We start from the raw sequence: 21,849 nt of genomic DNA on the forward strand, positions 1-21,849 counted from the left end.
TTTTTTTTACCACAAATTACACGAATTTTCACAAATTATTTTATATGATTAATCGTTTATGAGTGAGTGATTTATTTTGAAAATTAGCAATAATTCCAATCTGAGAACTTGCAAGTTTTATATAATTTAACGTTTGTGCAAGGTGTTCATTGTTGATTTCTTTGACGGTTTTTACTTCTAAAATTATCTCGTCATATATTATGAAATCTGCATAAAATTTATGGGGAAGTATATTTCCTTTATATTCAATTGAAAATTCTTTTTCTCTTTCAAAAGGAATGTTTTTATTTTTAAATTCAATTTCTAAAGCATCTTTATAAACGATTTCCAATAATCCAGGTCCTAAAATTCGATGAACTTCCATACAAATACCAATGATGATATAATTTTCTTCTTGTTTGTAATATTCCATAAATTATACTTAGTTTAATTTGGGAAAACAAAATGTAAAATTTTAATTTGTGAAAATTCGTGTAATTTGTGGTAGAAAAACTTAATTCATCTCACTCAATCCAACTGCTTCTCCCTTCAGAGTTCCACTAGTACAACTATTGATTCGAACATTCACAAAATCCCCAATTTTATAATTTTCCTTTGGAAAAACAACTGTAATACTTTGTGAATTTCTTCCTGAAAATTCTTCTGCTGATTTTTTAGATAGTTTTTCAACCAAAACCTCTACTGTTTGTCCAATGAATTCTTCACTTCGTAACCAAGAATTTCGTTGTTGCAAATCGACAATTTCTTGTAATCTTCGCAACTTGGTTGCTTCAGGAACATCATCCTCCATTTTACGTTCCGCAAGTGTACCAGGGCGTTCTGAATACGAATACATATAACCAAAGTTATACTTCACATAGTCTAATAAACTCAAAGTATCTTGGTGGTCTTCTTCTGTTTCAGTAGGAAATCCAGAAATCATGTCTTGTGAAATAGCACAATTTGGAATAATAGTTCTGATTTTATCTATCAAAGTCATGTATTCTTCGCGAGTATGCAAGCGATTCATCTCTTTTAAAATTCTGTTGCTTCCAGATTGAACTGGCAAGTGGATGTGTTTGCAAATGTTATCGTATTTTGCAATTACATGCAAAACACTTTCGTGCATGTCTTGAGGGTTGGAAGTTGAAAATCGGATTCGCATTTTAGGGAAGCCGACAGCCACCATTTCTAACAATTGATCAAAATCGACTGCGGTTGCTTTTTGCATTTCAGTAGCATTAACAAAATCCTTTTTTAGTCCACCGCCATACCATAAAAAGCTATCTACGTTTTGGCCTAAAAGGGTGATTTCCTTAAATCCTTTGTCCCATAAATCTTGAATTTCTGTAATAATACTTTGTGGTTCTCTGCTGCGTTCGCGACCTCGAGTGAAAGGCACCACACAAAAAGTACACATGTTATCACAGCCACGAGTGATAGAAACCAAGGCTGTAATACCATTACTCATCAATCTCACAGGTGAAATATCGCCATAAGTTTCGTCTTTTGATAAAATAACATTTATCGCGTCACGACCTTCTTCGACTTCAGCTAATAAATTGGGTAAATCCTTGTAAGCATCTGGCCCCACGACAAGGTCGACAATTTTTTCTTGTTCCAGAAACTGACTTTTCAATCGTTCTGCCATACAGCCCAATACGCCCACTTTCATTTTTGGGTTGATGCGTTTCACCGCATTGTATTTCTCTAAACGCTTGCGAATGGTTTGTTCCGCCTTGTCGCGAATAGAACAGGTGTTGACCAAAACCAAATCGGCATCTTCTAATGTTTGAGTGGTATTGTATCCGTTCGAAGATAGAATGGAAGCCACGATTTCGCTGTCCGAAAAATTCATCGCGCAACCATAACTTTCTATAAATAGTTTTTTTGTATTCTCAGGTTTATTCTCTAAAACGAGACTTTCGCCTTGTTTACTTTCTTCAATAATCTTTTCCATAGTCACTTTCAAAAGTGTGTTTTTTATAAGTGCGCAAAGTTACAATTATTTGAATGAATATGACAAGATGTCAGATGAAGAATTAACACTATTTTAAGTCAACTTTTTTTTAAAGCTTTCTTTCCCTTTTTTTTGCTCTAGTTTTTTTTTAAAAAAATAGGGGTTGGTGTATTTGAAGGGAAGATTTGAATTTATAAAGACTGAAGTGATAAATTTTGAAATCTTATTCAACTCGAAACTCCTTCAATAAATAACCATTAGCTAGTTTTTTGAAGGTAATAATTTCATTTTGTTTCCAGATTTCATCATAGCCCAATTCTTTAGCTAATAGATCGCATACTTTTTGGGAGGATGCAATTGCTGCCCGGGCATCCAAAAATAAAAGTCGGACTCTTCTGGCTAATACATCGTCGATAGTAGTAGCCATTTCATTTCGAATTGCCCAAACTACTTCAGCTAAGGTATATTCGTAATTGGGGTGTAATTTTTCCTTTAATTCGGGTTCGTCGATTTGTAATTGTATAATTTTTGAAATAGCAGTACCATAAATATAGAGGTGATTTTCACGTTCCTTTTCATTGGTGATTTTATTACTATATATAGGAAGGTCTTTAGTTTTACAAGCAGATTTTGGTAAATTGTGAACAGCAATGGCTTTGTTGATAATATCTTCACCGATTTTTCTATAAGTGGTCCATTTTCCGCCTGTAATAGTGATTAATCCCGTTTCGGAAACTATAATCTTATGACTTCTAGATACTTCTTTGGTGCTTTTACCTTCTTCTTCAGGTGCTGCCAATGGTCTTAATCCTGCAAAAACAGCTAAAACATCCGCTCTTGTTGGTTTTTTTGAGAAAAAACGTTGTGCGTTTTCTAAAACAAATGCGATTTCTTCTTCGGTGGCAATAGGTTCTAAACTATGGCTTTTCATTAAAGTATCTGTAGTTCCTACCACAATTTTATCGTGCCACGGAATGGCAAAAAGGACTCTGCCATCACTAGTTTTTGGAATCATTAAAGCGTTTTTACTTGGCAAAAATGATTTGTCAAAAACCAAATGAATACCTTGACTAGGTACCACGTATTTTTTATACACTTTTTCATTCATTTTCATTATTGAATTCGTGAAAACTCCTGTGGCATTAATTACTGCTTTTCCTCTTATTTCGTGCTTCGTACCCGTTTTTGTATCTTCGGCAACCACTCCAATGACTTGATGATTTGAATTTTTAAGCAGACTTATTACTTTCATATAATTCAGTACGCAAGCTCCATTTTCTACTGCAGTTTGCGCTAAATTAATTGCCAAACGAGCATCGTCAAATTGGCCATCGTGATAGATAACACCATTTCGCAATCCTTTTTGTTCTACTGTGGGAAGTAATTCAATGGTTTTTTTCTTCGAAAGATATTTTGATTTTCCTAGGCTTAATCTTCCAGCAAGTATATCATATATTGTAAGCCCAATAGTATAAAAAAACCCACCCCAGTAATTGTAACTTGGAATTACAAAAGACAAATTACTAACTAAATGACTAGCGTTTTTTGCCATCAAACCACGTTCTTTCAAAGCTTCAATAACGAGCGAGATATTGCCTTGTTCCAAATAGCGTACGCCGCCATGAACTAATTTTGTGCTTCGACTTGAGGTGCCTTTAGCAAAATCTACCGCTTCAACTAATATCGTTTTAAATCCTCTACTTGACGCATCAACAGCAGTTCCTAAACCACAGGCTCCGCCGCCAATTATTATCACATCCCAATTTTGGGTTTGCTGGAGTTGTACCAACTGTTCTATTCGTTTCATTTTGTTGGTTTATCCTAATTTTACTTAATTATTAAGTAAACCTAATGAAATTTTTGGAATAATAAGGATTGTGTAAATTCAGTAATAAATTTTAAAAATGAATTCAAAAACTTGATATTTAAAAAATTCTTATACTTTTGTCCTAGAAAAATAGACCTATGGCAAAGAATTTAGTTATCGTTGAGTCCCCTGCAAAAGCAAAAACTATCGAAAAATTTCTAGGAAGCGACTATCAAGTCGAGTCGAGTTACGGGCATATTGCCGACTTGCCTTCCAAAGAAATTGGAGTAGATGTCGAAAATGGTTTTAAACCAAAATACGAAGTTTCGGCAGATAAAAAAGCTTTGGTTACTAAGCTTAAAGGACTTGCGAAAAAAGCGGATATGGTTTGGTTGGCTTCGGATGAGGATCGCGAGGGAGAAGCTATTTCTTGGCATTTATCGGAAGAGTTAAAACTAGACGCTTCAAAAACAAAACGAATCGTTTTTCACGAAATTACTAAAAATGCGATTTTAAAAGCAATTGATAATCCACGTGAAATTGATTATAATTTAGTGAATGCACAACAAGCCAGACGCGTTTTAGATAGATTAGTGGGTTATGAATTGTCGCCAGTTCTTTGGAGAAAAATAAAAGGAGGCCTTTCTGCAGGGCGTGTTCAATCGGTTTCAGTTCGTTTGATTGTAGAAAGAGAGCGTGAAATTCAGAATTTCAACCCAATCGCTTCTTATTCTGTTGTAGCGGAGTTTACTAATGAAGACGGAAAATCATTCAAAGCAAAACTGCCTAAAAATTTCAATACTAAAAAAGAAGCCGAAGATTTCTTGAAAAAGAATGTGGGTTCTACTTATAAAGTTTCAGATTTAGAAACAAAACCTACCAAAAAATCACCTACAGGACCGTTTACAACTTCTACATTACAACAAGAAGCAGCTCGTAAATTATATTTGCCTGTTGGTATCACGATGCAATTAGCACAGCGTTTGTACGAAGCGGGACTGATTACTTATATGAGAACAGATAGTGTAAACTTATCTAAAGATGCGATGGAAGCCGCTCAAGCTGAAATTATCAAATCGTATGGAAAGGAATTCTCTAAGCCTAGAACTTTTGTCAATAAAAGCAAAGGAGCTCAAGAAGCGCACGAAGCGATTCGGCCAACGGATATGTCACGACATACCGTAAATATCGACAGAGATCAAGCCCGTTTGTATGATTTGATATGGAAAAGAACATTGGCTTCACAAATGAGTGATGCAGAACTAGAACGTACCAACGTTAAAATTCAAGCCAATAATCATAGCGAATTATTTACAGCTTCTGGTGAAGTGTTGCTTTTTGAAGGATTTTTGAAAGTTTATCTTGAGGGAAATGATGACGATGATGATGAACAAGAAGGAATGTTGCCAGCTATGAAAGTCAATGAAAAGTTGCTGAATAATTATATTACTGCAACTGAAAGATATTCTAGACCACCAGCTCGATATACTGAAGCTTCGTTGGTGAAGAAATTAGAAGAATTAGGCATTGGTCGTCCTTCGACTTATGCGCCAACTATTTCGACTATTATCAACAGAAATTATGTGGAGAAAGGAACGCTTGAAGGTCAGGAAAGAAATTATACCCAACTGATATTAGAATCAGGGAAAGTCGGCGAAAAATTATTGAAAGAAAATACGGGTTCCGATAAAGGAAAATTAGTTCCAACAGATATTGGAACGATTGTTACTGATTTCTTGGTTAAAAATTTCGAAAACATCTTGGATTATAATTTCACTGCCAAGGTCGAACAAGATTTTGATGAAATTGCAGAAGGAAACGTCAATTGGACACAGATGATGCAAGAATTCTACGATAAATTTCATCCAATAGTGAAAGATGTTGAAGCGAATGCCGAAAGAGAAAGTGGAGAAAGAATTTTAGGAACTGATCCCAGTACTGGAAAACAAGTTTCGGTTCGTTTAGGGAAATTTGGGCCAATGGCTCAAATTGGAGAAGCTGATGACGAAGAAAAAAAATTCGCTAGTTTGATGAACGACCAAAACATTGGAAATATCACATTAGAAGAAGTTTTGGATTTGTTTTTGTTACCAAAAAATTTGGGCACCTATAAAGACGAAGAAGTTGAGGTAAGTAACGGACGTTTCGGGCCTTATGTTCGTCACGGAAGTGTTTTTGTTTCTTTGCCAAAGGGCGAAAATCCATTGGATGTTACATTGGTAAGGGCACAAGAATTAATTGATGAAAAAGCAGAAGCCGACGCGCCAATTGCAACTTATAAAGGCGAAGATGTTCAAAAAGGAACAGGGCGTTTTGGACCTTTTCTCAAGTGGAATGGAATTTTTATCAATGTAAGTAAGAAGTATAATTTTGATAATCTTTCACAATCAGATATAGTTGAATTGATTGAAGATAAAATTCAAAAAAATATAGATAAGGTTTTACATAACTGGAAAGAAGAAGGTATTTTGGTCGAAAAAGCCCGTTGGGGAAGATCGGTTATAACAAAAGGTAAAATCAAAATTGAATTGAGTAAAGATGTTGATGCTACAAAATTAACATTGGAAGAAGTTCAAGAAATGATTGCGAAAAAAACACCAGCCAAGAAAGTAGCCGCTAAAAAAGCAACAACTGCAAAAAAACCTGCTGCAAAAAAACCTGCTACAAAAAAGAAATAAGATATGGAGTTTGATTTTCTAACGCCTTTAGATAATGAAATCCTTCAATTTATTAAGGGAATTTCATCGCAACAATTAGGAAGTAAAGTGATTTTTCATAGTGCCGAGGATTTTCCTGATTTGAATAAAATTAAAATTGCCATTATTGGTGTAATGGATAATCGTGGTAATAAGAATCAAACAAATAGTGTCGATTTAACTCCTATTAGAAAAGAATTATATTCTTTGTTTCCGGGTAATTGGGATGCGTCAATAGCAGATTTAGGTGATATTCTTGCTGGAAATTCATGTGATGACACTTATTTTGCGGTTAAAAAAGTAGTAGCTAGTTTAATTAAGAAAAAAATTATACCAATAATTATTGGTGGTTCGCAAGATTTAACTTACGCTCTATACAGGGCTTATGATGATTTAGAACAAATGGTTAATTTGGTTTCTATTGATAATAAATTTGATTTTGGAAAAGAAAGTGATGTTGTTTCGGCATCTTCTTTTTTAACAAAAATTATTATTGAGGAGCCTAATAATCTTTTTAATTATAGTAATATAGGGTATCAAACCTATTATAATTCTCAAGAAGAGATTGATCTAATTGATAAATTGTTTTTTGAGGCCTATCGATTGGGAGAGATTTCCAATAATATATCCATTTCAGAACCTGTTTTCAGAGATGCAGATATAGTTAGTATCGATTTAACATCAGTTAAATCAGCAGATTCAGGTAATTTATATCCCTTTACTCCAAATGGATTTACTGGAAAAGAAATATGTGCACTTTCAAGATATTCTGGTATAAGTGACAAAGTTTCGCTTTTGGGTATTTTTAATCATAATGGATCTCAACAAGAATCAATATTAATAGCTCAAATTATTTGGTATTTTATAGAAGGGACGCATTATCGTTCTAATGAATATCCATTTGGAAGCAAAGAAAATTATATAAAATATATAATTCCTTTAGAAGATGAGGAATTAATTTTTTATAAAAGTAATAAAACGGATAGATGGTGGATAGAAATACCATTTATTTCGTTTAAGAATAATAAGTTGAAGAAAAGTGCGTTATTACCTTGCTCGTATGATGAATATTTGGGAGCTTGTAATCAGGAAATTCCTGAAAGATGGTGGAAAGCACAACGTAAAAATGTGCTATAGTTTGTAATTCAAAAAATGGGATTAAATAGCATTTTCAAGATAATAATAAATAAATATAAATGTAAGATATTACATATTTAAAACGCATATATCAGCACTTTATCGATAATTAGTAGCATTTTACCGATAAATAATTTTTTTCTTAAAAGAATTATATTTAGATTTGTATAATGAAATAAATTGTGTTGGAAATAATTGCTTTATTAAATAATAATATATACGTTTACGGATTAATAAATAATTAAATAATAAATATATAACCCTAATTTATATGAAGAAGTTCATTGCATTTATAGCAATAATAACCTTACTAATTGGCTGTGGTAAAACTAGCGACAAGGGAGAGTTAGTTGGTGTTAAAGGGGCTAAATGGCATCCTGAAAAACCTTATGGAATGGCATTAGTTCCTGGTGGTTCATTTATAATGGGAAAATCTGATGAAGATGTAGCTCATGTTCAAGATGCGACTACAAAAACAGTTACTGTACGATCTTTTTATATGGACGAAACAGAAATTACAAATGCAGAATACCGTCAATTTGTAGAATGGGTGAAAGACTCAACAATGCGCGTTAGGTTGGCCGTTTTAGCAGAAGAAACTGGGTCGAAACCAGGTGATGGAAAGGGTAAGGGTAAAAAAGCAGGAAGTATAGGTGATTTTGCATTTAACGATCAGGATCCTGAAAAAATGACTGCTTATGATAAGTATATGTATGACAATTATTATAGTATTGGTACAGATGACGATCCTTATGCAGGGAGAAAATTAAATCATAAAGTAAAATTAATAAAAGATACTAAATTATACCCTGATGCATATTATGCAGAAGTGATGGATTCAATGTACTTGCCAATAGAAGAATCGTATAACGGTTTAAGAACAATGGATGTCAATAAATTAAAATTTAGATATTCTTGGATGGACATTCAAGCTGCGGCTAAAGCCAAAGTAGGAAAAAGAAAAGATTTCATAAGAACAGAACAAGTAAAAATATATCCTGACACCACTACCTGGATTAAAGATTTTTCTTATTCTTATAATGAGCCAATGCATAATGATTATTTTTGGCATCAAGCGTATGGAGATTATCCTGTTGTAGGGGTAAACTGGCAGCAAGCAAAAGCCTTTTGTGCTTGGAGAACTCTTAATAAAAATAGTTATATAAAATCAAGAAAGAAAAGTCGTGACCAGATTAATAGCTTCAGATTACCATCGGAAGCAGAATGGGAATATGCGGCAAGAGGAGGTTTACAGTCTGCTACATATCCATGGGGAGGGCCTTATACTAAAAACGACAGAGGTTGTTTCTTGGCAAATTTCAAACCAATGAGAGGGGATTATGCTGCAGATCAAGCTTTATATACTGTAGAAGCAAAATCATATGAGCCAAACGGATACAATTTGTATAACATGGCTGGAAACGTTGCAGAATGGACGGATTCTGCTTATGATCCAAATGCTTATGAATACGTTTCTTCAATGAATCCAAGCAATACAGATACTTCAAACAAAAGAAAAGTAGTTCGTGGCGGTTCTTGGAAAGATGTTGCTTATTTCTTGCAGGTAAGTACAAGGGATTATGAATATGCGGATTCTGCAAGAAGTTTTATCGGATTTAGAACCGTTCAAGACTATATGGGAACACAAACAACAGATAGAATAAATAATAAAAGATAATTAAAACAGCCTAAATCAAACCATTATAAAAATAAATTAACTAAAAAAATAAATTATGTCCTTACTTAGTAAAAAACAAATGAATTTCGCATACGGAATGGGAGCAGCAGTAGTGATTATTGGAGCTTTGTTCAAAATTACACATCTTGAATTCGGATTTATTACTGGAAATTTAATGTTAACAATAGGGTTAGTTGTTGAGGCTCTTATTTTTGCACTTTCAGCTTTTGAACCAGTAGATGATGATTTAGATTGGACCTTGGTTTATCCAGAATTGGGTAATGGTGAAGCTAGAAAGAAAACTGTAAAAGTTGAAGAGGCTACTGACACTCAAGGATTATTGTCTCAAAAACTTGACGCGATGCTTAAAGATGCGAAAATTGATGGAGAGTTAATGGCAAGTTTAGGAAATAGTATCAAAAATTTTGAAGGAGCAGCAAAAGCAATTTCGCCAACAGTTGATGCAATAGCTTCAACTAAAAAATACAGTGAAGAATTAACATTAGCTGCTGCGCAAATGGAATCTTTAAATAGTTTGTATAAAGTACAATTGCAAAGTGCTTCAAGAAATGCTCAAATTAACGAAGAAGTTGTAGAGAATAATATTAAACTAAAAGAACAAATGCAGTCTCTTACTTCTAACTTGTCTTCATTGAACAATGTTTATGGTGGAATGCTTACTGCAATGAATAACAAAGGATAATTAGTTTTTGAACTATAAAAAAGTATAACAATAACTAATTATTATTAGAAAATATGGCAGGAGGAAAATTAAGCCCAAGGCAGAAAATGATAAACCTAATGTACTTGGTTTTTATCGCAATGTTAGCATTAAATATGTCCAAAGAAGTATTATCAGCATTTGGAATATTAAATCTTAAAATAATTGAATCAAATTCCATCACTGATGAGAGAAATGAAAATTCTTTTGGACAATTAGCTCAAAAAGCCCAGGAGCAACCAGGCCAATATGGAGAGAAAAAAATTATTGTTGATAAAATAAGAAAAATATCAAAAGAATATTGTGATTATATTGAAGGTGTTAAAACAATAATTACTAGAAAAACTGAAAAAGATGCTCAAGGAAATTTTTTGTATGAGCAAATGGACAAAGGTGATTTAGTAGATAGATTATTCTTTAAAGGAGAAAAGCCATCTAAAGAAGGTCAAGATTTTCTAAATAGAATTGCACAATACCCATCTCAAATCAAAGAAATAGCAGGAAGTAAATTACCCGAAGTTGAAATCAATAAAATCGAAAAAAGATTTGCAATGGCTCCAATTAAATCAAAAACGGCAGGTGCAACTTTATCTTGGATAGATTATAATTATAAAGGGTTTCCATTGATTGCAACGGTTACTAAGTTGACTCAAATGCAAGCTGATATAAAAGCAACAGAAAGTGATGTAATGGCTTCCATGTTTCAATCTGATTTGATTGCTGCAGCTTCATTAACTGCTTATCAACCTATTGTGGTTCTTGAAAAATCAGTTTTCTTTCAAGGAGAAGCTGTAAAAGGGAAAATTATACTTGGTAAATTTGATCCAAAATTATTGGCTAAATCTGTAATCGTAAATGGTGCAAATGTTCCTGCACAAGCAGGTCAAGCTAATTTTTCATTTGGATCAGGAAATATAGGGGAACACCCAATCACAGGTTCATTTAATTTTGATGAAAATGGAAAAGTTATAAGTTTACCAATTTTAGATAAATATGTTGTTGTTGCAAGACCTAAGTCGGCTACAATTTCAGCCGATAAAATGAATGTGGTATATCGTGGAGTTGTAAATCCAATGACCATTTCATTTGCTGGAATTTCTCCTGATAAAGTTAATGCTTCCGCTCCGGGATTATCTAGAAGTGGGAGTACGGGTTCCTATTCGATGCAGCCAAAATCAGGTACTGAAGTTGTTATTAATGTAGTGGGTACGCTTCCTGATAATTCAAAAGTATCCGATAAAAAGACCTTTAGAATTAAAGGAATACCAGGTCCAGCAGGAACAATTAGAGGTGAAACGGGTGTCGTAAAAGGACCTAAATCAAACTTGGAAATTGCTACTATTGGAGCTAAATTAGAAGATTTTGATTTTGAAGTTGGCTTACATGTTGAAGGATTTAATTTAAAAGTTACTGGTCAAGCTACTGTAGTGGTTCAGGGTGATAGATTAAACGCACAATGTAAATCTGTACTTTCTAGAGCAGGAAGAGGAGATCAGGTTACTATTTCTGAAATTAAAACAAAACTTGTAGGTGCTGGCAGTTATTTATTGCCTAGAACTTCACCAGTAATTTTTGAAATACAATAATACAAGAATTAGAAACGTTGTTGTTTTAATAACATATAATGATAATATGATGAATGTGAGAAATTTTTTAATAGTTGTTGTTTCCTTTTTTGGGACTGCATTTTTATATGCACAGCCAAATTTGCTTAATGCAAAGATTCCTGAAGAAATTGGAATTAAGTCTGCAGCGCAGCTCATTTCAGATAATGATAAACCTTTGGAATATGGTTATGTTGATGACAGAGATGTATTGATGGGAAAAACGGTTTGGGAAATTATTGATTTAAGTGAAAGAATTAATTTTCCTTTGTATTTTCCAGTTGACACTGCAAACATTGGTCCTGACAGACGTTCATTGTATGATGTTTTGACAAAAGCCATTCGAAGTGGCGAAATATCTGAGGTATATTCAGATAGTTATTTCAATACAAAAAAATCATATAAAGATATTCAAGCTTCATTGTCTCGTATTGATACTACTGACGCAGGTAGAGAGCAAATTAATGCGGGTATCGCACTCTCTCCTGAATATGTTTTAAAACAAGATATTACATCTCAGGATGTTACGCAATATAAAATTAAAGGGTACTGGTATTTTGACAAACGTCAAAGTGAGTTGAAATATAGATTACTAGGTTTGTGTCCAGTAACGCCGGATGTTTACACAATGAATAGTGAACAAAAAGATTATATTGAATTGTTCTGGGTGTTTTTTCCAGCCTCAAGAGATGTATTGCATCATGCAAAAGCATTTAATAATAATAATTCAGCAATGCCTGTTTCTTTTGATCAAATATTAAATTCTAGGCGATTTAATTCTGTAATTTACCAAGAAGAAAATGTTTATGGTGATAGGACTATTGAAAGTTATATGAAGGATAATGCACAGAATCAATTACTCGAAGCAGAGAGGGTAAAAGAAAAAATACGTAATTTTGAATCGGATATGTGGAATTATTAATTTCATATAAATACTTATTAAAAGAACTCTTGCCCTTAGCAAGAGTTTTTTAGTTTTGTTAAATAAAAGGCAAAAGGCAAAAGGCAAAAGGCAAAAGGCAAAAGGCAAAAGGCAAAAAAATAGCTAAGTTGCCATCTCTAATTTTTAATAAAAATGATTGATTATTTAATAGTAGGATCAGGATTAGCAGGTATTTCATTTTCTGAAGTTGCCTTGCTAAACAATAAATCAATAGTAGTTTTCGACAATGATTCACAAAATTCATCGAAAATAGCGGGTGGATTGTATAATCCTGTTATTCTAAAGCGTTTTAGCGAAGTAAGCCAAGCTAGCGAGCATTTGCTACTTATGAATGATTTTTTTTTAATTTTGGAAAAAAAATTACAATGCCGACTAAATTTTAAAACTCCTATTTTAAGAAAATTTTTTTCAATAGAAGAACAAAATAATTGGTTTGCCGCTTCAGACAAAGTGAATTTAGCCCCTTTTTTATCTACTAGTTTAATTTTTAAAAAGTATTCAGCTATAGATTCTCCTTTTGGATATGGAGAAGTATTGCAAACAGGTTATATTGATACAGCTTCGCTACTTATTAAGTATAAAGAATTTCTTGTGCGAAATCAACTATTTGAACAGGAATCTTTCGATTATTCTCTTCTACAAGAAGTTGAAAATGGTATACGTTATAAAAGTTTTCATGCTAGACATATAATCTTTGCAGAAGGTTTTGGGATGCATTGTAATCATTATTTTAAAGAAATGCCTCTAGATGGTACAAAAGGAGAACTTTTTATTATAAAAGCACCGCAACTCAATTTAGATGTAATAGTAAATACGAGTTTGTTTATTTTACCTCTTGGCGGTGATTTGTATAAAGTAGGCGCAACCTATAATTGGATAGACAAGACGGATAATCCTACAAAAGGAGGGAAGGCTGAATTATTAACAAAAATAAAAGATGTTATTAATTGTGAATTCGAAATCACAGCGCATTTAGCGGGTGTTAGGCCAACAGTAAAAGACAGAAGGCCATTGGTTGGGACTCATCCAAATCATGATTCTATTCATATCTTAAATGGATTAGGGACACGTGGTGTAATGCTTGGGCCTGCTATGGCAAAAGCTTTGTTTGATAAAATTGAATATCAAATACCTCTAGATAGCACCATTGATATTAAAAGATTTCATAAAAAAAAATAGCAGATTATTTGAATTTCTTGTCATAAGAAACAAACATATTGATGTATATATTCCTTGACCATCTTAAAACAAAAGGAAATAAGACAATATTGGATACCATAATTGCAATAAATGATGTTTTTATACTTGATTTTAAAATAACATAAGACACAATAAATGCGGCAATTCCGAGTGCTACATTTAATCCATAACTAACATACATTGCACCATAAAAAAAAGAAGGTTCAATTTGATATTTTAATCCACAATGGCTGCATTTTTCATTCATTTTCAACAATTTCGAAAAATGCAAGGGATTTTTATCCAAATACATACTCTCATTCTGACATCTAGGACAAGTTCCTGTTAAAATGCTATTTAATTTGGATCCTTTTTTTAACATTTGCAAAAATTTTATGCGAAGGTACAATTTTGTATTTTTCGTTTAGTAACAATTGTAAAATAAATATGCTTAATATACACAATTTGTCTGTTTCTTTTGGAGGAACTTATTTGTTTGAAGAAGTAACCTTTCGGTTAGGTGCTGGAGACCGTGTTGGTCTTGTTGGAAAAAACGGTGCTGGAAAATCGACTATGCTAAAAATCTTGGCTAAAGATTTTGCTCCAGATTCTGGTGTGATTTCTCAAGAGAAAGAAGTTCGAATGGGTTTCTTGCGACAGGACATCGATTTTGAACAAGGAAGGACGGTACTTGAAGAAGCCTATGAAGCCTTTGTCGATATTAAAATTGTTGAAAAAAAACTCGAGGAAATCAATCACCTTTTGGTTACTAGGACAGATTATGAAAGTGACGCCTACAGTAAAATAATTGAAGATTTATCAGATTACACCCATCGTTTCGAATTATTAGGGGGTTACAATTATATTGGTGATACAGAGAAGATTCTTCTTGGATTAGGTTTTAAAAGAGAAGTTTTCAATGATCAAACGGAAACTTTTTCAGGAGGTTGGAGAATGAGAATTGAATTAGCCAAATTATTATTGCAAGCCAATGATGTTTTACTTTTAGATGAGCCTACGAATCACTTGGATATTGAGAGTATCATTTGGTTGGAGAGTTTTTTAAGAAATTACCCTGGAGTTGTAGTAATTGTTTCGCACGACAAAATGTTTTTGGATAATGTAACTAATAGAACAATTGAAATTTCTTTGGGAAAAGCCTATGATTTCAATAAGCCTTATTCAGAATATTTGGAATTGAGGCATGAAATTCGTGAAAAACAATTGGCTACTCAAAAAAATCAAGCCAAAAAAATTGAGGAAACCGAAAAATTAATTGAGAAATTTAGAGCTAAAGCTTCAAAAGCTTCCATGGCACAATCACTCATTAAAAAATTAGATAAAGTGGAGCGTATTGAAGTGGATGAAGATGATAATTCAGTGATGAATATCTCTTTTCCAGTTTCTAAAGTACCTGGAAGAGTTGTAATTGAAGCTGAGGAGGTAACCAAAAAATACGGAGATAAGACCATTCTAAAGGACATTTCACTTTTAGTGGAACGTGGAAGCAAGATTGCATTCGTTGGGCAAAATGGACAAGGAAAATCTACGTTTATAAAAGCTATTGTAAATGAATTTGAATTTGAAGGGAATATAAAATTAGGACATAATGTTCAGGTTGGTTATTTTGCTCAAAATCAAGCAGAATATTTAGATGGTGAAATCACTTTGTTGCAAACTATGCAAGATGCTGCAACCGATACGAATCGTTCTAAAGTTCGTGATATGTTGGGTTCATTCCTATTTCGTGGAGACGAAGTAGAGAAAAAGGTAAAAGTACTTTCAGGAGGCGAGAGAAACCGTTTGGCACTGTGTAAATTGCTTTTGCAGCCTATCAATGTTTTGGTAATGGATGAGCCAACGAATCACTTGGATATTAAATCTAAAAATGTTTTGAAATCAGCTTTGCAGAAATATGAAGGAACATTGCTTTTGGTTTCACACGATAGAGATTTCCTTCAGGGAATGTCGAATATCGTTTACGAATTCAAAGATCAAAAAATCAAAGAATATTTAGGTGATGTTAATTATTTTCTAGAACAACGCAACTTAGAGAATATGCGTGAAGTAGAAATGAAAGATGCTTTGAAAACAACTAGTCCAAAAGAAAGTAATAAAGCTTCATACGAAGATCAGAAGAAAGGGAAAGCACTTCAAAATAAATTGAGTAAGGTGGAAAGCCAAATCAAACAATTAGAAAGAGACATTCAGAATGACGATAAAATGCTCGCTTCTAATTATGATAAGCACATTGAAGATGCTAAGTTTTTTATGGCTTATAATAAGAAAAAGGCGGAATTAGATCAATTGTTGTTAGATTGGGAACTAGTTCAAGAAGAGATAAATAAAGCATAAATAGTTTGTTGCTTCGTTTTGAATGTATCAGAACGAAGCAATTATTCAATCAGTCCAATTTCTTTAGAGTGTGCAATGGCTTGACTACTATGAGAAAAATAACAAACAGCAACATCTAGACTTTCTATATTTTTCAATGTAAGGGAAACTTTTTCTTTTTCTTGTTTTCTAGTTTTGCGGATATAAACTGCTTCTACTGATACTGGAAATATTTTACAAATAGCTTCATATAGGTAAGGGTCGTCTTGAGAATCATCGCCTATTAAAACGTATTTTAAATGGGGATAAAATTCTAAAATATGTTTTATTTTATCAAATTTGTGATTATGCCCCTCTCTTTTTTCCCATAAAAAATCTGTTAGGCTGGATTTAATATCTTTAAGCAACAAAACAGCTTTTGGCAACATATGAATTTCATTAAATTTTACTATAAAATTATACAAATTCCATTCACTGCTAGAAACATAAAAAAAAGCATTTAATTCTTCACTGTTAGCTCTGCCTGATCTACTCAATGCTTGATAATGAGGTACAACATCTTCAAATATTTTTCGGGTATTTACATTTCGAAACAATAAATAATATAGTTTTTTTAATGGATTAAGGGTATATGAAACTAATAAAGTGTCATCTATATCCGATATAATTCCTATGTCTCCTTTTTGTGGTCGAATATAGCTTTCTTTTGCTATAATTTTTTTGTTTGCATGAAATAGACTGACTTCATAATCAATCCAGCCAAATCCAACGTCATGTTTTAGTGGTACACAAAATTTAAAATATCCGTCTTTAAGCGTTTTTGTATGAATAATGGTATCGTTGTATTCTAAATAAACATCAGCATTTGATTGTGTTTTAAATTGGTACAAACTTATGATTGATGAGGCATTTTTGAGTTTTTTTTTCTGAAAGGTATAATCGTTTTTCTTCGTAGGTTTAAAAACATGGCCCATAACGATTAGTTCTTGCTCATTTGCATATCCACGGTATAATTTTAAAATTGGCTTCATTATTAGGGATTTTGAAGTGAGAAATGAGCTTTACGGAAATAAGTAGCAAAACCTCTAAAGATGTATTCAAAAGGCTGAAGCTATTCTATTTTGCTTTAATAAAAACAAATAGTTTCAACTTATGAATAAATTTAATTAAATTTAATCAATAAATGAATTATTACTTGAAAAAGAAATTTTTAATAGTGGTTAATCCTGTTTCTGGAGGTATTGATAAAACTAGTTTTATTGATGTGGTCTCAGATTTCGCATCCAATGAAAATATAAATATTATTGTTTATGAGACCACAATGATAAAAGATATTTCAAAAATAAGAATGCTTTACTTAAAGCATTTGCCGGAACGGATTATTGTTTTAGGAGGGGATGGAACTATAAAAATGGTAGCCGAAGCCATTGAAAAATATGATGTAATTCTAGGTATAGTACCAGTTGGTTCTTCAAATGGATTGGCCGTTGACTTAGATTTGATGAAATCACTCGAAGAAAATTTATATATTGCTTTTTACAATGATTTTATAGCACTAGATACTATAGTGTTGAATGACCAAAAATGTTTTCATTTAAGTGATTTGGGTATAAATGCAGAACTTGTAAAAAATTACGAAAAGAGTAATTTACGTGGTAAATGGGGTTATTTTATACAAGCAATTAATACCCTTTTAGATTTAGGAGATCCGTTTACAGCAAAAATAACTGTAAATGGAAAAACAATTGAAAGTGAGGCTAGGATGATTGTAATAGCCAATTCTCAAAAATACGGAACGGGAGTTGTTATTAATCCTAATGGGATTATGAATGATGGTTTATTTGAGTTAGTAATTTTGAAGAGGCTTGATTTGATGATTTTTGGGGAAATTATTATGGGTAACATGACTTTAATGCCAGATAAAATAGAAATAATATCTACTAATAAGGCTGTAATTACAACAAATTATCCCGTAAGTTTTCAGATAGATGGTGAATATTGTGACCTTGTAACGAAACTTGAAATTTCCATTTCTCCCTATAAAATCAAAGTGGCGATTCCTTAATTTTAATTAGTTTATTTAAATGGATTTCGTTCTTTCCATTCTACTTTTGGTTCAAGATAACTAAATATTTTTTCAAATGCTAGGTCTATCAATTGATTGCTGTGTTGAGCAAATCCATACATTTCTATTGGGACGGCTCCAATTGAGCTTTTAATTTCCAAAGCTGTCCTTGCAAAAATTATTTCTTTGAAACCTTTGTTGATTGAATAGGCAACCATATCGTAGAGCATGTTTAAATACAACATTTTTTCACGCTGAATACTATCGTCGTAGCCTAAAAAATAAGTATCCATAACTTCACCGTTTTTGATGATAGTACTAAAACCAATTAATTTATCTTCTATAAAATATCCGTATAAGAGAAAATTATCTTGAAGTAATTCTTTAAAAGTCCGAAAATGATTTTTGGCTAGAAAAAAAGTATTAAAATGAGCATTTTTAGCTACATGATGATACAAGTCATAAATTGTATCTTCGTGTTTTATAATGTCATCTAAATTCATTTTTCTTTTTTCGACAGCTTCAGCTTTTTTTCGTGCACGTTTGTATTGGTCTCTATATTTTTTAGTTAAAGCTTGGATGTAATCTTGTTCTGATTTCCAGTGATTTGGAATATCAAAAATCATATTTGGTTGGGTGGAAAAATTAAAATATTTTTGGAATCCAGCTTTAGTAAAATCGGAGGTATCCTCAATAGCAAAATCTTTAAAAGTGGTGATATGTACTTTTAGACCTTTGTTCTTGAAAATTTCTTTCAATTTTTCAGATGCGAATTTTAATGTTCGTAATGCTTCGACAGGATCTATTTTTTCAGAAAATACAAAGGCATTCTGACCTGTAAGCATGTTGTTTCCAATAATTAGAATATGAGAGCCAAAGTTTTTAAAAACAGTATTTCTTACAGCAGTTTTTACACATTTATCTCTTTCACCAAAGGATTCCAACATATTTAAATTTAAAAATTGCGAAAGAGCAATTCCAACTAGTTTGTCTTCTTTAAAGAGGCCGATAAAATGAGAGGTCATATTTGTTGGTCCAGATTTCTCTAAAATTTCTAAATATTCTTTGGTAAGAAAAATGTTTTCAATAGCAAAATCGTTCCAGATTATTGGAAGTTCGATTGCAGAATTGTAAATTTTTATGGATAAAGGTGTTTTCAAATAAAATAAATCGCTTTACAAATGTAAATCGATTTATTAATAATTAAATGTTAAATTTATTTCCAGCCACAAATGATAGCGCCCATAATAGTTAAGATTACAATCCAATATCCCGCTTGAATTGCCATATATTTCCACGATTTTTGTTCGAATAAACCATTTATAGAAATAATAGGTAAAGCAAGAAATAGACCAGTCAGCAATCCATGCAAAGCGCCATGTTTGTATGTTCTAAATGCATCCCCATAATCTGACATGAAGGCTGCAAAAGAAGGTTTAGCCGTTTCTATAAAAGTTAAACCTCCAATCATGCTCATAGCTCCCATTTGATGTATTACTATGGAAGGCATCATAAAGGCAATCATAAATGAATAAATAAAGGTAAGTCCGAAAATTTTTAGCATATTACCTTTTTTACCTTGTTCTTCAGTCATTCCAGATTCTTTCATCCAAATAGTACCAAAAACTTTTGGATTGTACCAAATAAATCCTACTACAAACGAGGATAAGGCTGCTACTACAATAGCAAAAAAGTTAAATTCCATAGGTGTATTTTTTAAGGTAAATAAATCAAATGTAAAAAATTTATTGTTATTGTGTTGGTATAGTAATTTTTTTGTGTGTTTTTATTTTAACGATTGTGTAATGTAAGAATTTAGTCAGTAAATAGTCGCTTAACGTGTATTTCATCGTGTTTATTTGCAGTAATTGAAATAATGTATTTACTTTAGTTGCATAATAATTCCAATTAACAAGCCATGAGAAAAATATCTACATTACTTCTATTTATGATGGTCTCATTTGTTATGAAAGCAGATGTGTCAATTTTAGAAAAAAATGCACTTGTAAAATTATACAATGCTACAAATGGTCAAAATTGGACATCAAAATGGGATTTAAATTCTCCAGTTTCAGCATGGTATGGAGTTGAGTTGAAGGAGGATAAAGTTGTTTGTATTGAATTGCCAAATAATAATCTAGTAGGAGTATTGCCTTCTGAAATTTCAAATTTAGTAAATTTAAAAACATTGAATTTATTTAAAAACACCATTTCTGGAAAAATACCATCTTCATTAGGTGAAATGAAGTCATTAGAAACACTTAATTTATCCTTTAATAAGTTATCAGGAAACATTCCATCTTCATTAACAGACGCTACATCTTTGGTTATTTTAGAATTGTTTATGAATAGCATTACGGGTAAAATACCTGCAGAAATTGGAAAATTAAAAAAATTAGAAACATTATCATTATATAATAATAAAATCGAAGGTCAAATACCATCATCTGTTTATGAATTGAACAATTTAAAAGTTTTACTTTTAAACAGTAATTATATTTCAGGTTATTTGAGTCGTTCTGTTACAAATTTATCACAACTTCAGATTTTAAGTTTGTTTGATAATAAAATGGTTGGTCAAGTTCCTTTTGATTTAGAAAAAATGAGCAATTTGAAAGAACTTAATCTTTCTTATAATTTGTTTAATGGATTAGTATCTAAAGAAATTTCGAAACTAGATGTGTTAAATATGACAATGATAAATGATAAAGGTTTAGCAGTTGCATTGAAATACGTAGGTATGAATAAAAATTCTGCATTAGCTTCTGAAGAGTAATAATAATTGGTTTATAGTTTTGGAAAGAAGCTGCCTAAGGGCAGTTTTTTTTTTATAAGACGATTTATTAATATATAATATCAAATTAGAGCTGATTTTTTTATTAGTCTTTATTTAACGACCTTTAATACACTGTTACAACTCACTTTTTAAAAAATAATTAAATTTAAATGCTTTTCAATCAGTTCGATACATTTTAATTTGAATTTTTATTTAAAATTGCTTGTAATTGTTATAATTCGTTGTATCTTTGCACCCGAAACAACGCGGGATAGAGCAGTAGGCAGCTCGTCGGGCTCATAACCCGAAGGTCACAGGTTCGAGTCCTGTTCCCGCTACTACGAAAAATGTGAGTAAAACAACGGTTTAGATTGGTCTAAACCGTTTTTTTTATGTCTAATCTAAATAAGTTTCTTACCTTTGAGTGTCAAAATGAACACGTTTTTGAACACGATTTGCTATTGAAAGAGAATTATTCCATTCCAAAAATTTACAACGCTAAAGGAGATTTAAACAAACGTTGGTATGTTTATTTTTCCTATCTAAATCCAGAGACGGGGAAACGTCAGCGGGTGAAAAATATCTATGGTATTGCTAATACCTATAAAACCAAAGAAGATCGGCTCTCAGTTTTGACTTTGTACCGCAAAAAATTGGATCAATCCCAAAAGCTGTGGAGCGACAAAAATTAAGCATAAATATTTGTTAGTCTAAAAAGGAAAAACTCAATATTTCTAACCCCTCTGAATTGAGATCTAAATGCTTTTATTTTGGCATTGAAAGACTCAGCCGAAGCATTTGTACTTCTGTTATCAAAATAATTCAATATGGTTTGGTAATGATTGATTATTGTTCGGGATATTGTATTGAAAGACTTGAACCCTGATTGATTTACTTTTTCGTGCCATTTGGCAAGTCTAGCAAAACCAATAATTTTATCGGTAGTTTTTTCAAAGAYGTTACGTAAGTC

General features: G+C 32.1%; 19 protein-coding genes and 1 tRNA gene. 12 read left to right on the forward strand and 8 right to left on the reverse strand.

Annotated features, from left to right (window positions below):
• Positions 1-40: 40 nt before the first annotated feature.
• From E0F76_RS18535 to E0F76_RS18545, 3 genes are all read right to left on the reverse strand, one after another.
• Positions 41-412 carry a GxxExxY protein gene (locus tag E0F76_RS18535; RefSeq protein WP_132009802.1) on the reverse strand — a complete coding sequence of 124 codons (372 nt, stop codon included), beginning with the start codon at positions 410-412 and terminating at the stop codon, positions 41-43.
• An 81-nt stretch (positions 413-493) separates the two neighbouring features.
• A complete protein-coding gene (gene miaB / locus E0F76_RS18540) occupies positions 494-1,939 on the reverse strand; it encodes a tRNA (N6-isopentenyl adenosine(37)-C2)-methylthiotransferase MiaB (RefSeq protein WP_132009805.1) in 1,446 nt (481 codons plus the stop codon).
• Positions 1,940-2,162: 223 nt separating this feature from the next.
• A complete protein-coding gene (locus E0F76_RS18545) occupies positions 2,163-3,746 on the reverse strand; it encodes a glycerol-3-phosphate dehydrogenase/oxidase (RefSeq protein WP_132009808.1) in 1,584 nt (527 codons plus the stop codon).
• A 158-nt stretch (positions 3,747-3,904) separates the two neighbouring features.
• Here E0F76_RS18545 and topA point away from each other — a divergent pair, with 158 nt between their 5' ends.
• From topA to E0F76_RS18580, 7 genes are all read left to right on the forward strand, one after another.
• Positions 3,905-6,424, forward strand: a complete 2,520-nt coding sequence (topA, locus tag E0F76_RS18550; RefSeq protein ID WP_132009811.1) for a type I DNA topoisomerase — start codon at positions 3,905-3,907, stop codon at positions 6,422-6,424.
• A 3-nt stretch (positions 6,425-6,427) separates the two neighbouring features.
• A complete protein-coding gene (locus E0F76_RS18555) occupies positions 6,428-7,579 on the forward strand; it encodes a formimidoylglutamase (protein WP_132009814.1) in 1,152 nt (383 codons plus the stop codon).
• 271 nt (positions 7,580-7,850) lie between these two features.
• Entirely contained in the window at positions 7,851-9,257 is a 1,407-nt protein-coding gene (gene porK / locus E0F76_RS18560; RefSeq protein WP_132009817.1) for a T9SS ring complex lipoprotein PorK/GldK, read from the forward strand.
• A 55-nt stretch (positions 9,258-9,312) separates the two neighbouring features.
• Positions 9,313-9,960, forward strand: a complete 648-nt coding sequence (gene porL / locus E0F76_RS18565; protein ID WP_132009820.1) for a type IX secretion system motor protein PorL/GldL — start codon at positions 9,313-9,315, stop codon at positions 9,958-9,960.
• Between the two features lie 98 nt (positions 9,961-10,058).
• The gene (gene porM / locus E0F76_RS18570; RefSeq protein ID WP_342773108.1) at positions 10,059-11,564 is read left to right on the forward strand and encodes a type IX secretion system motor protein PorM/GldM; all 1,506 of its coding nucleotides are present in this window, start codon (positions 10,059-10,061) and stop codon (positions 11,562-11,564) included.
• Positions 11,565-11,613: 49 nt separating this feature from the next.
• Positions 11,614-12,504: a type IX secretion system ring subunit PorN/GldN gene (gene porN, locus E0F76_RS18575; protein ID WP_132009856.1), complete on the forward strand. Its 891-nt coding sequence runs from the start codon at positions 11,614-11,616 to the stop codon at positions 12,502-12,504.
• A gap of 153 nt (positions 12,505-12,657) precedes the next feature.
• Entirely contained in the window at positions 12,658-13,704 is a 1,047-nt protein-coding gene (locus tag E0F76_RS18580; RefSeq protein ID WP_132009826.1) for an NAD(P)/FAD-dependent oxidoreductase, read from the forward strand.
• Positions 13,705-13,708: 4 nt separating this feature from the next.
• On the opposite strand, the gene E0F76_RS18585 is transcribed toward E0F76_RS18580, so the two are convergent.
• Positions 13,709-14,086 carry a DUF983 domain-containing protein gene (locus E0F76_RS18585; RefSeq protein WP_132009829.1) on the reverse strand — a complete coding sequence of 126 codons (378 nt, stop codon included), beginning with the start codon at positions 14,084-14,086 and terminating at the stop codon, positions 13,709-13,711.
• 65 nt (positions 14,087-14,151) lie between these two features.
• Here E0F76_RS18585 and E0F76_RS18590 point away from each other — a divergent pair, with 65 nt between their 5' ends.
• Positions 14,152-16,059 carry an ABC-F family ATP-binding cassette domain-containing protein gene (locus E0F76_RS18590; protein WP_132009832.1) on the forward strand — a complete coding sequence of 636 codons (1,908 nt, stop codon included), beginning with the start codon at positions 14,152-14,154 and terminating at the stop codon, positions 16,057-16,059.
• A gap of 41 nt (positions 16,060-16,100) precedes the next feature.
• On the opposite strand, the gene E0F76_RS18595 is transcribed toward E0F76_RS18590, so the two are convergent.
• The gene (locus E0F76_RS18595) at positions 16,101-17,069 is read right to left on the reverse strand and encodes an App1 family protein (protein ID WP_132009835.1); all 969 of its coding nucleotides are present in this window, start codon (positions 17,067-17,069) and stop codon (positions 16,101-16,103) included.
• Between the two features lie 164 nt (positions 17,070-17,233).
• Between E0F76_RS18595 and E0F76_RS18600 the strand changes: the two genes are divergently transcribed.
• Positions 17,234-18,103 carry a diacylglycerol/lipid kinase family protein gene (locus E0F76_RS18600; RefSeq protein ID WP_132009838.1) on the forward strand — a complete coding sequence of 290 codons (870 nt, stop codon included), beginning with the start codon at positions 17,234-17,236 and terminating at the stop codon, positions 18,101-18,103.
• Positions 18,104-18,114: 11 nt separating this feature from the next.
• On the opposite strand, the gene E0F76_RS18605 is transcribed toward E0F76_RS18600, so the two are convergent.
• On the reverse strand, positions 18,115-19,263 hold the full coding sequence (locus tag E0F76_RS18605; RefSeq protein ID WP_132009841.1) for a GNAT family N-acetyltransferase: 1,149 nt from the start codon (positions 19,261-19,263) through the stop codon (positions 18,115-18,117).
• Positions 19,264-19,319: 56 nt separating this feature from the next.
• Positions 19,320-19,808, reverse strand: coding sequence for a DUF1761 domain-containing protein (locus E0F76_RS18610; RefSeq protein ID WP_132009844.1), 489 nt, complete (start codon positions 19,806-19,808; stop codon positions 19,320-19,322).
• 213 nt (positions 19,809-20,021) lie between these two features.
• Here E0F76_RS18610 and E0F76_RS18615 point away from each other — a divergent pair, with 213 nt between their 5' ends.
• The 3 genes from E0F76_RS18615 to E0F76_RS18625 all read left to right on the forward strand — a co-directional run bounded on the left by E0F76_RS18615 (position 20,022) and on the right by E0F76_RS18625 (position 21,571).
• Positions 20,022-20,879: a leucine-rich repeat domain-containing protein gene (locus E0F76_RS18615; protein WP_132009847.1), complete on the forward strand. Its 858-nt coding sequence runs from the start codon at positions 20,022-20,024 to the stop codon at positions 20,877-20,879.
• Between the two features lie 265 nt (positions 20,880-21,144).
• Positions 21,145-21,217: transfer RNA gene (locus E0F76_RS18620), tRNA-Met, on the forward strand.
• A 54-nt stretch (positions 21,218-21,271) separates the two neighbouring features.
• Positions 21,272-21,571, forward strand: coding sequence for a hypothetical protein (locus tag E0F76_RS18625; RefSeq protein ID WP_132009850.1), 300 nt, complete (start codon positions 21,272-21,274; stop codon positions 21,569-21,571).
• On the opposite strand, the gene E0F76_RS18630 is transcribed toward E0F76_RS18625, so the two are convergent.
• Positions 21,568-21,849: transposase (locus E0F76_RS18630; RefSeq protein ID WP_165932745.1), on the reverse strand; the 282-nt coding region annotated here is incomplete at its 5' end. The two genes, E0F76_RS18625 and E0F76_RS18630, sit on opposite strands and share 4 nt — an antisense overlap.

Source organism: Flavobacterium cellulosilyticum, from assembly GCF_004349355.1.
Lineage (GTDB): Bacteria > Bacteroidota > Bacteroidia > Flavobacteriales > Flavobacteriaceae > Flavobacterium > Flavobacterium cellulosilyticum.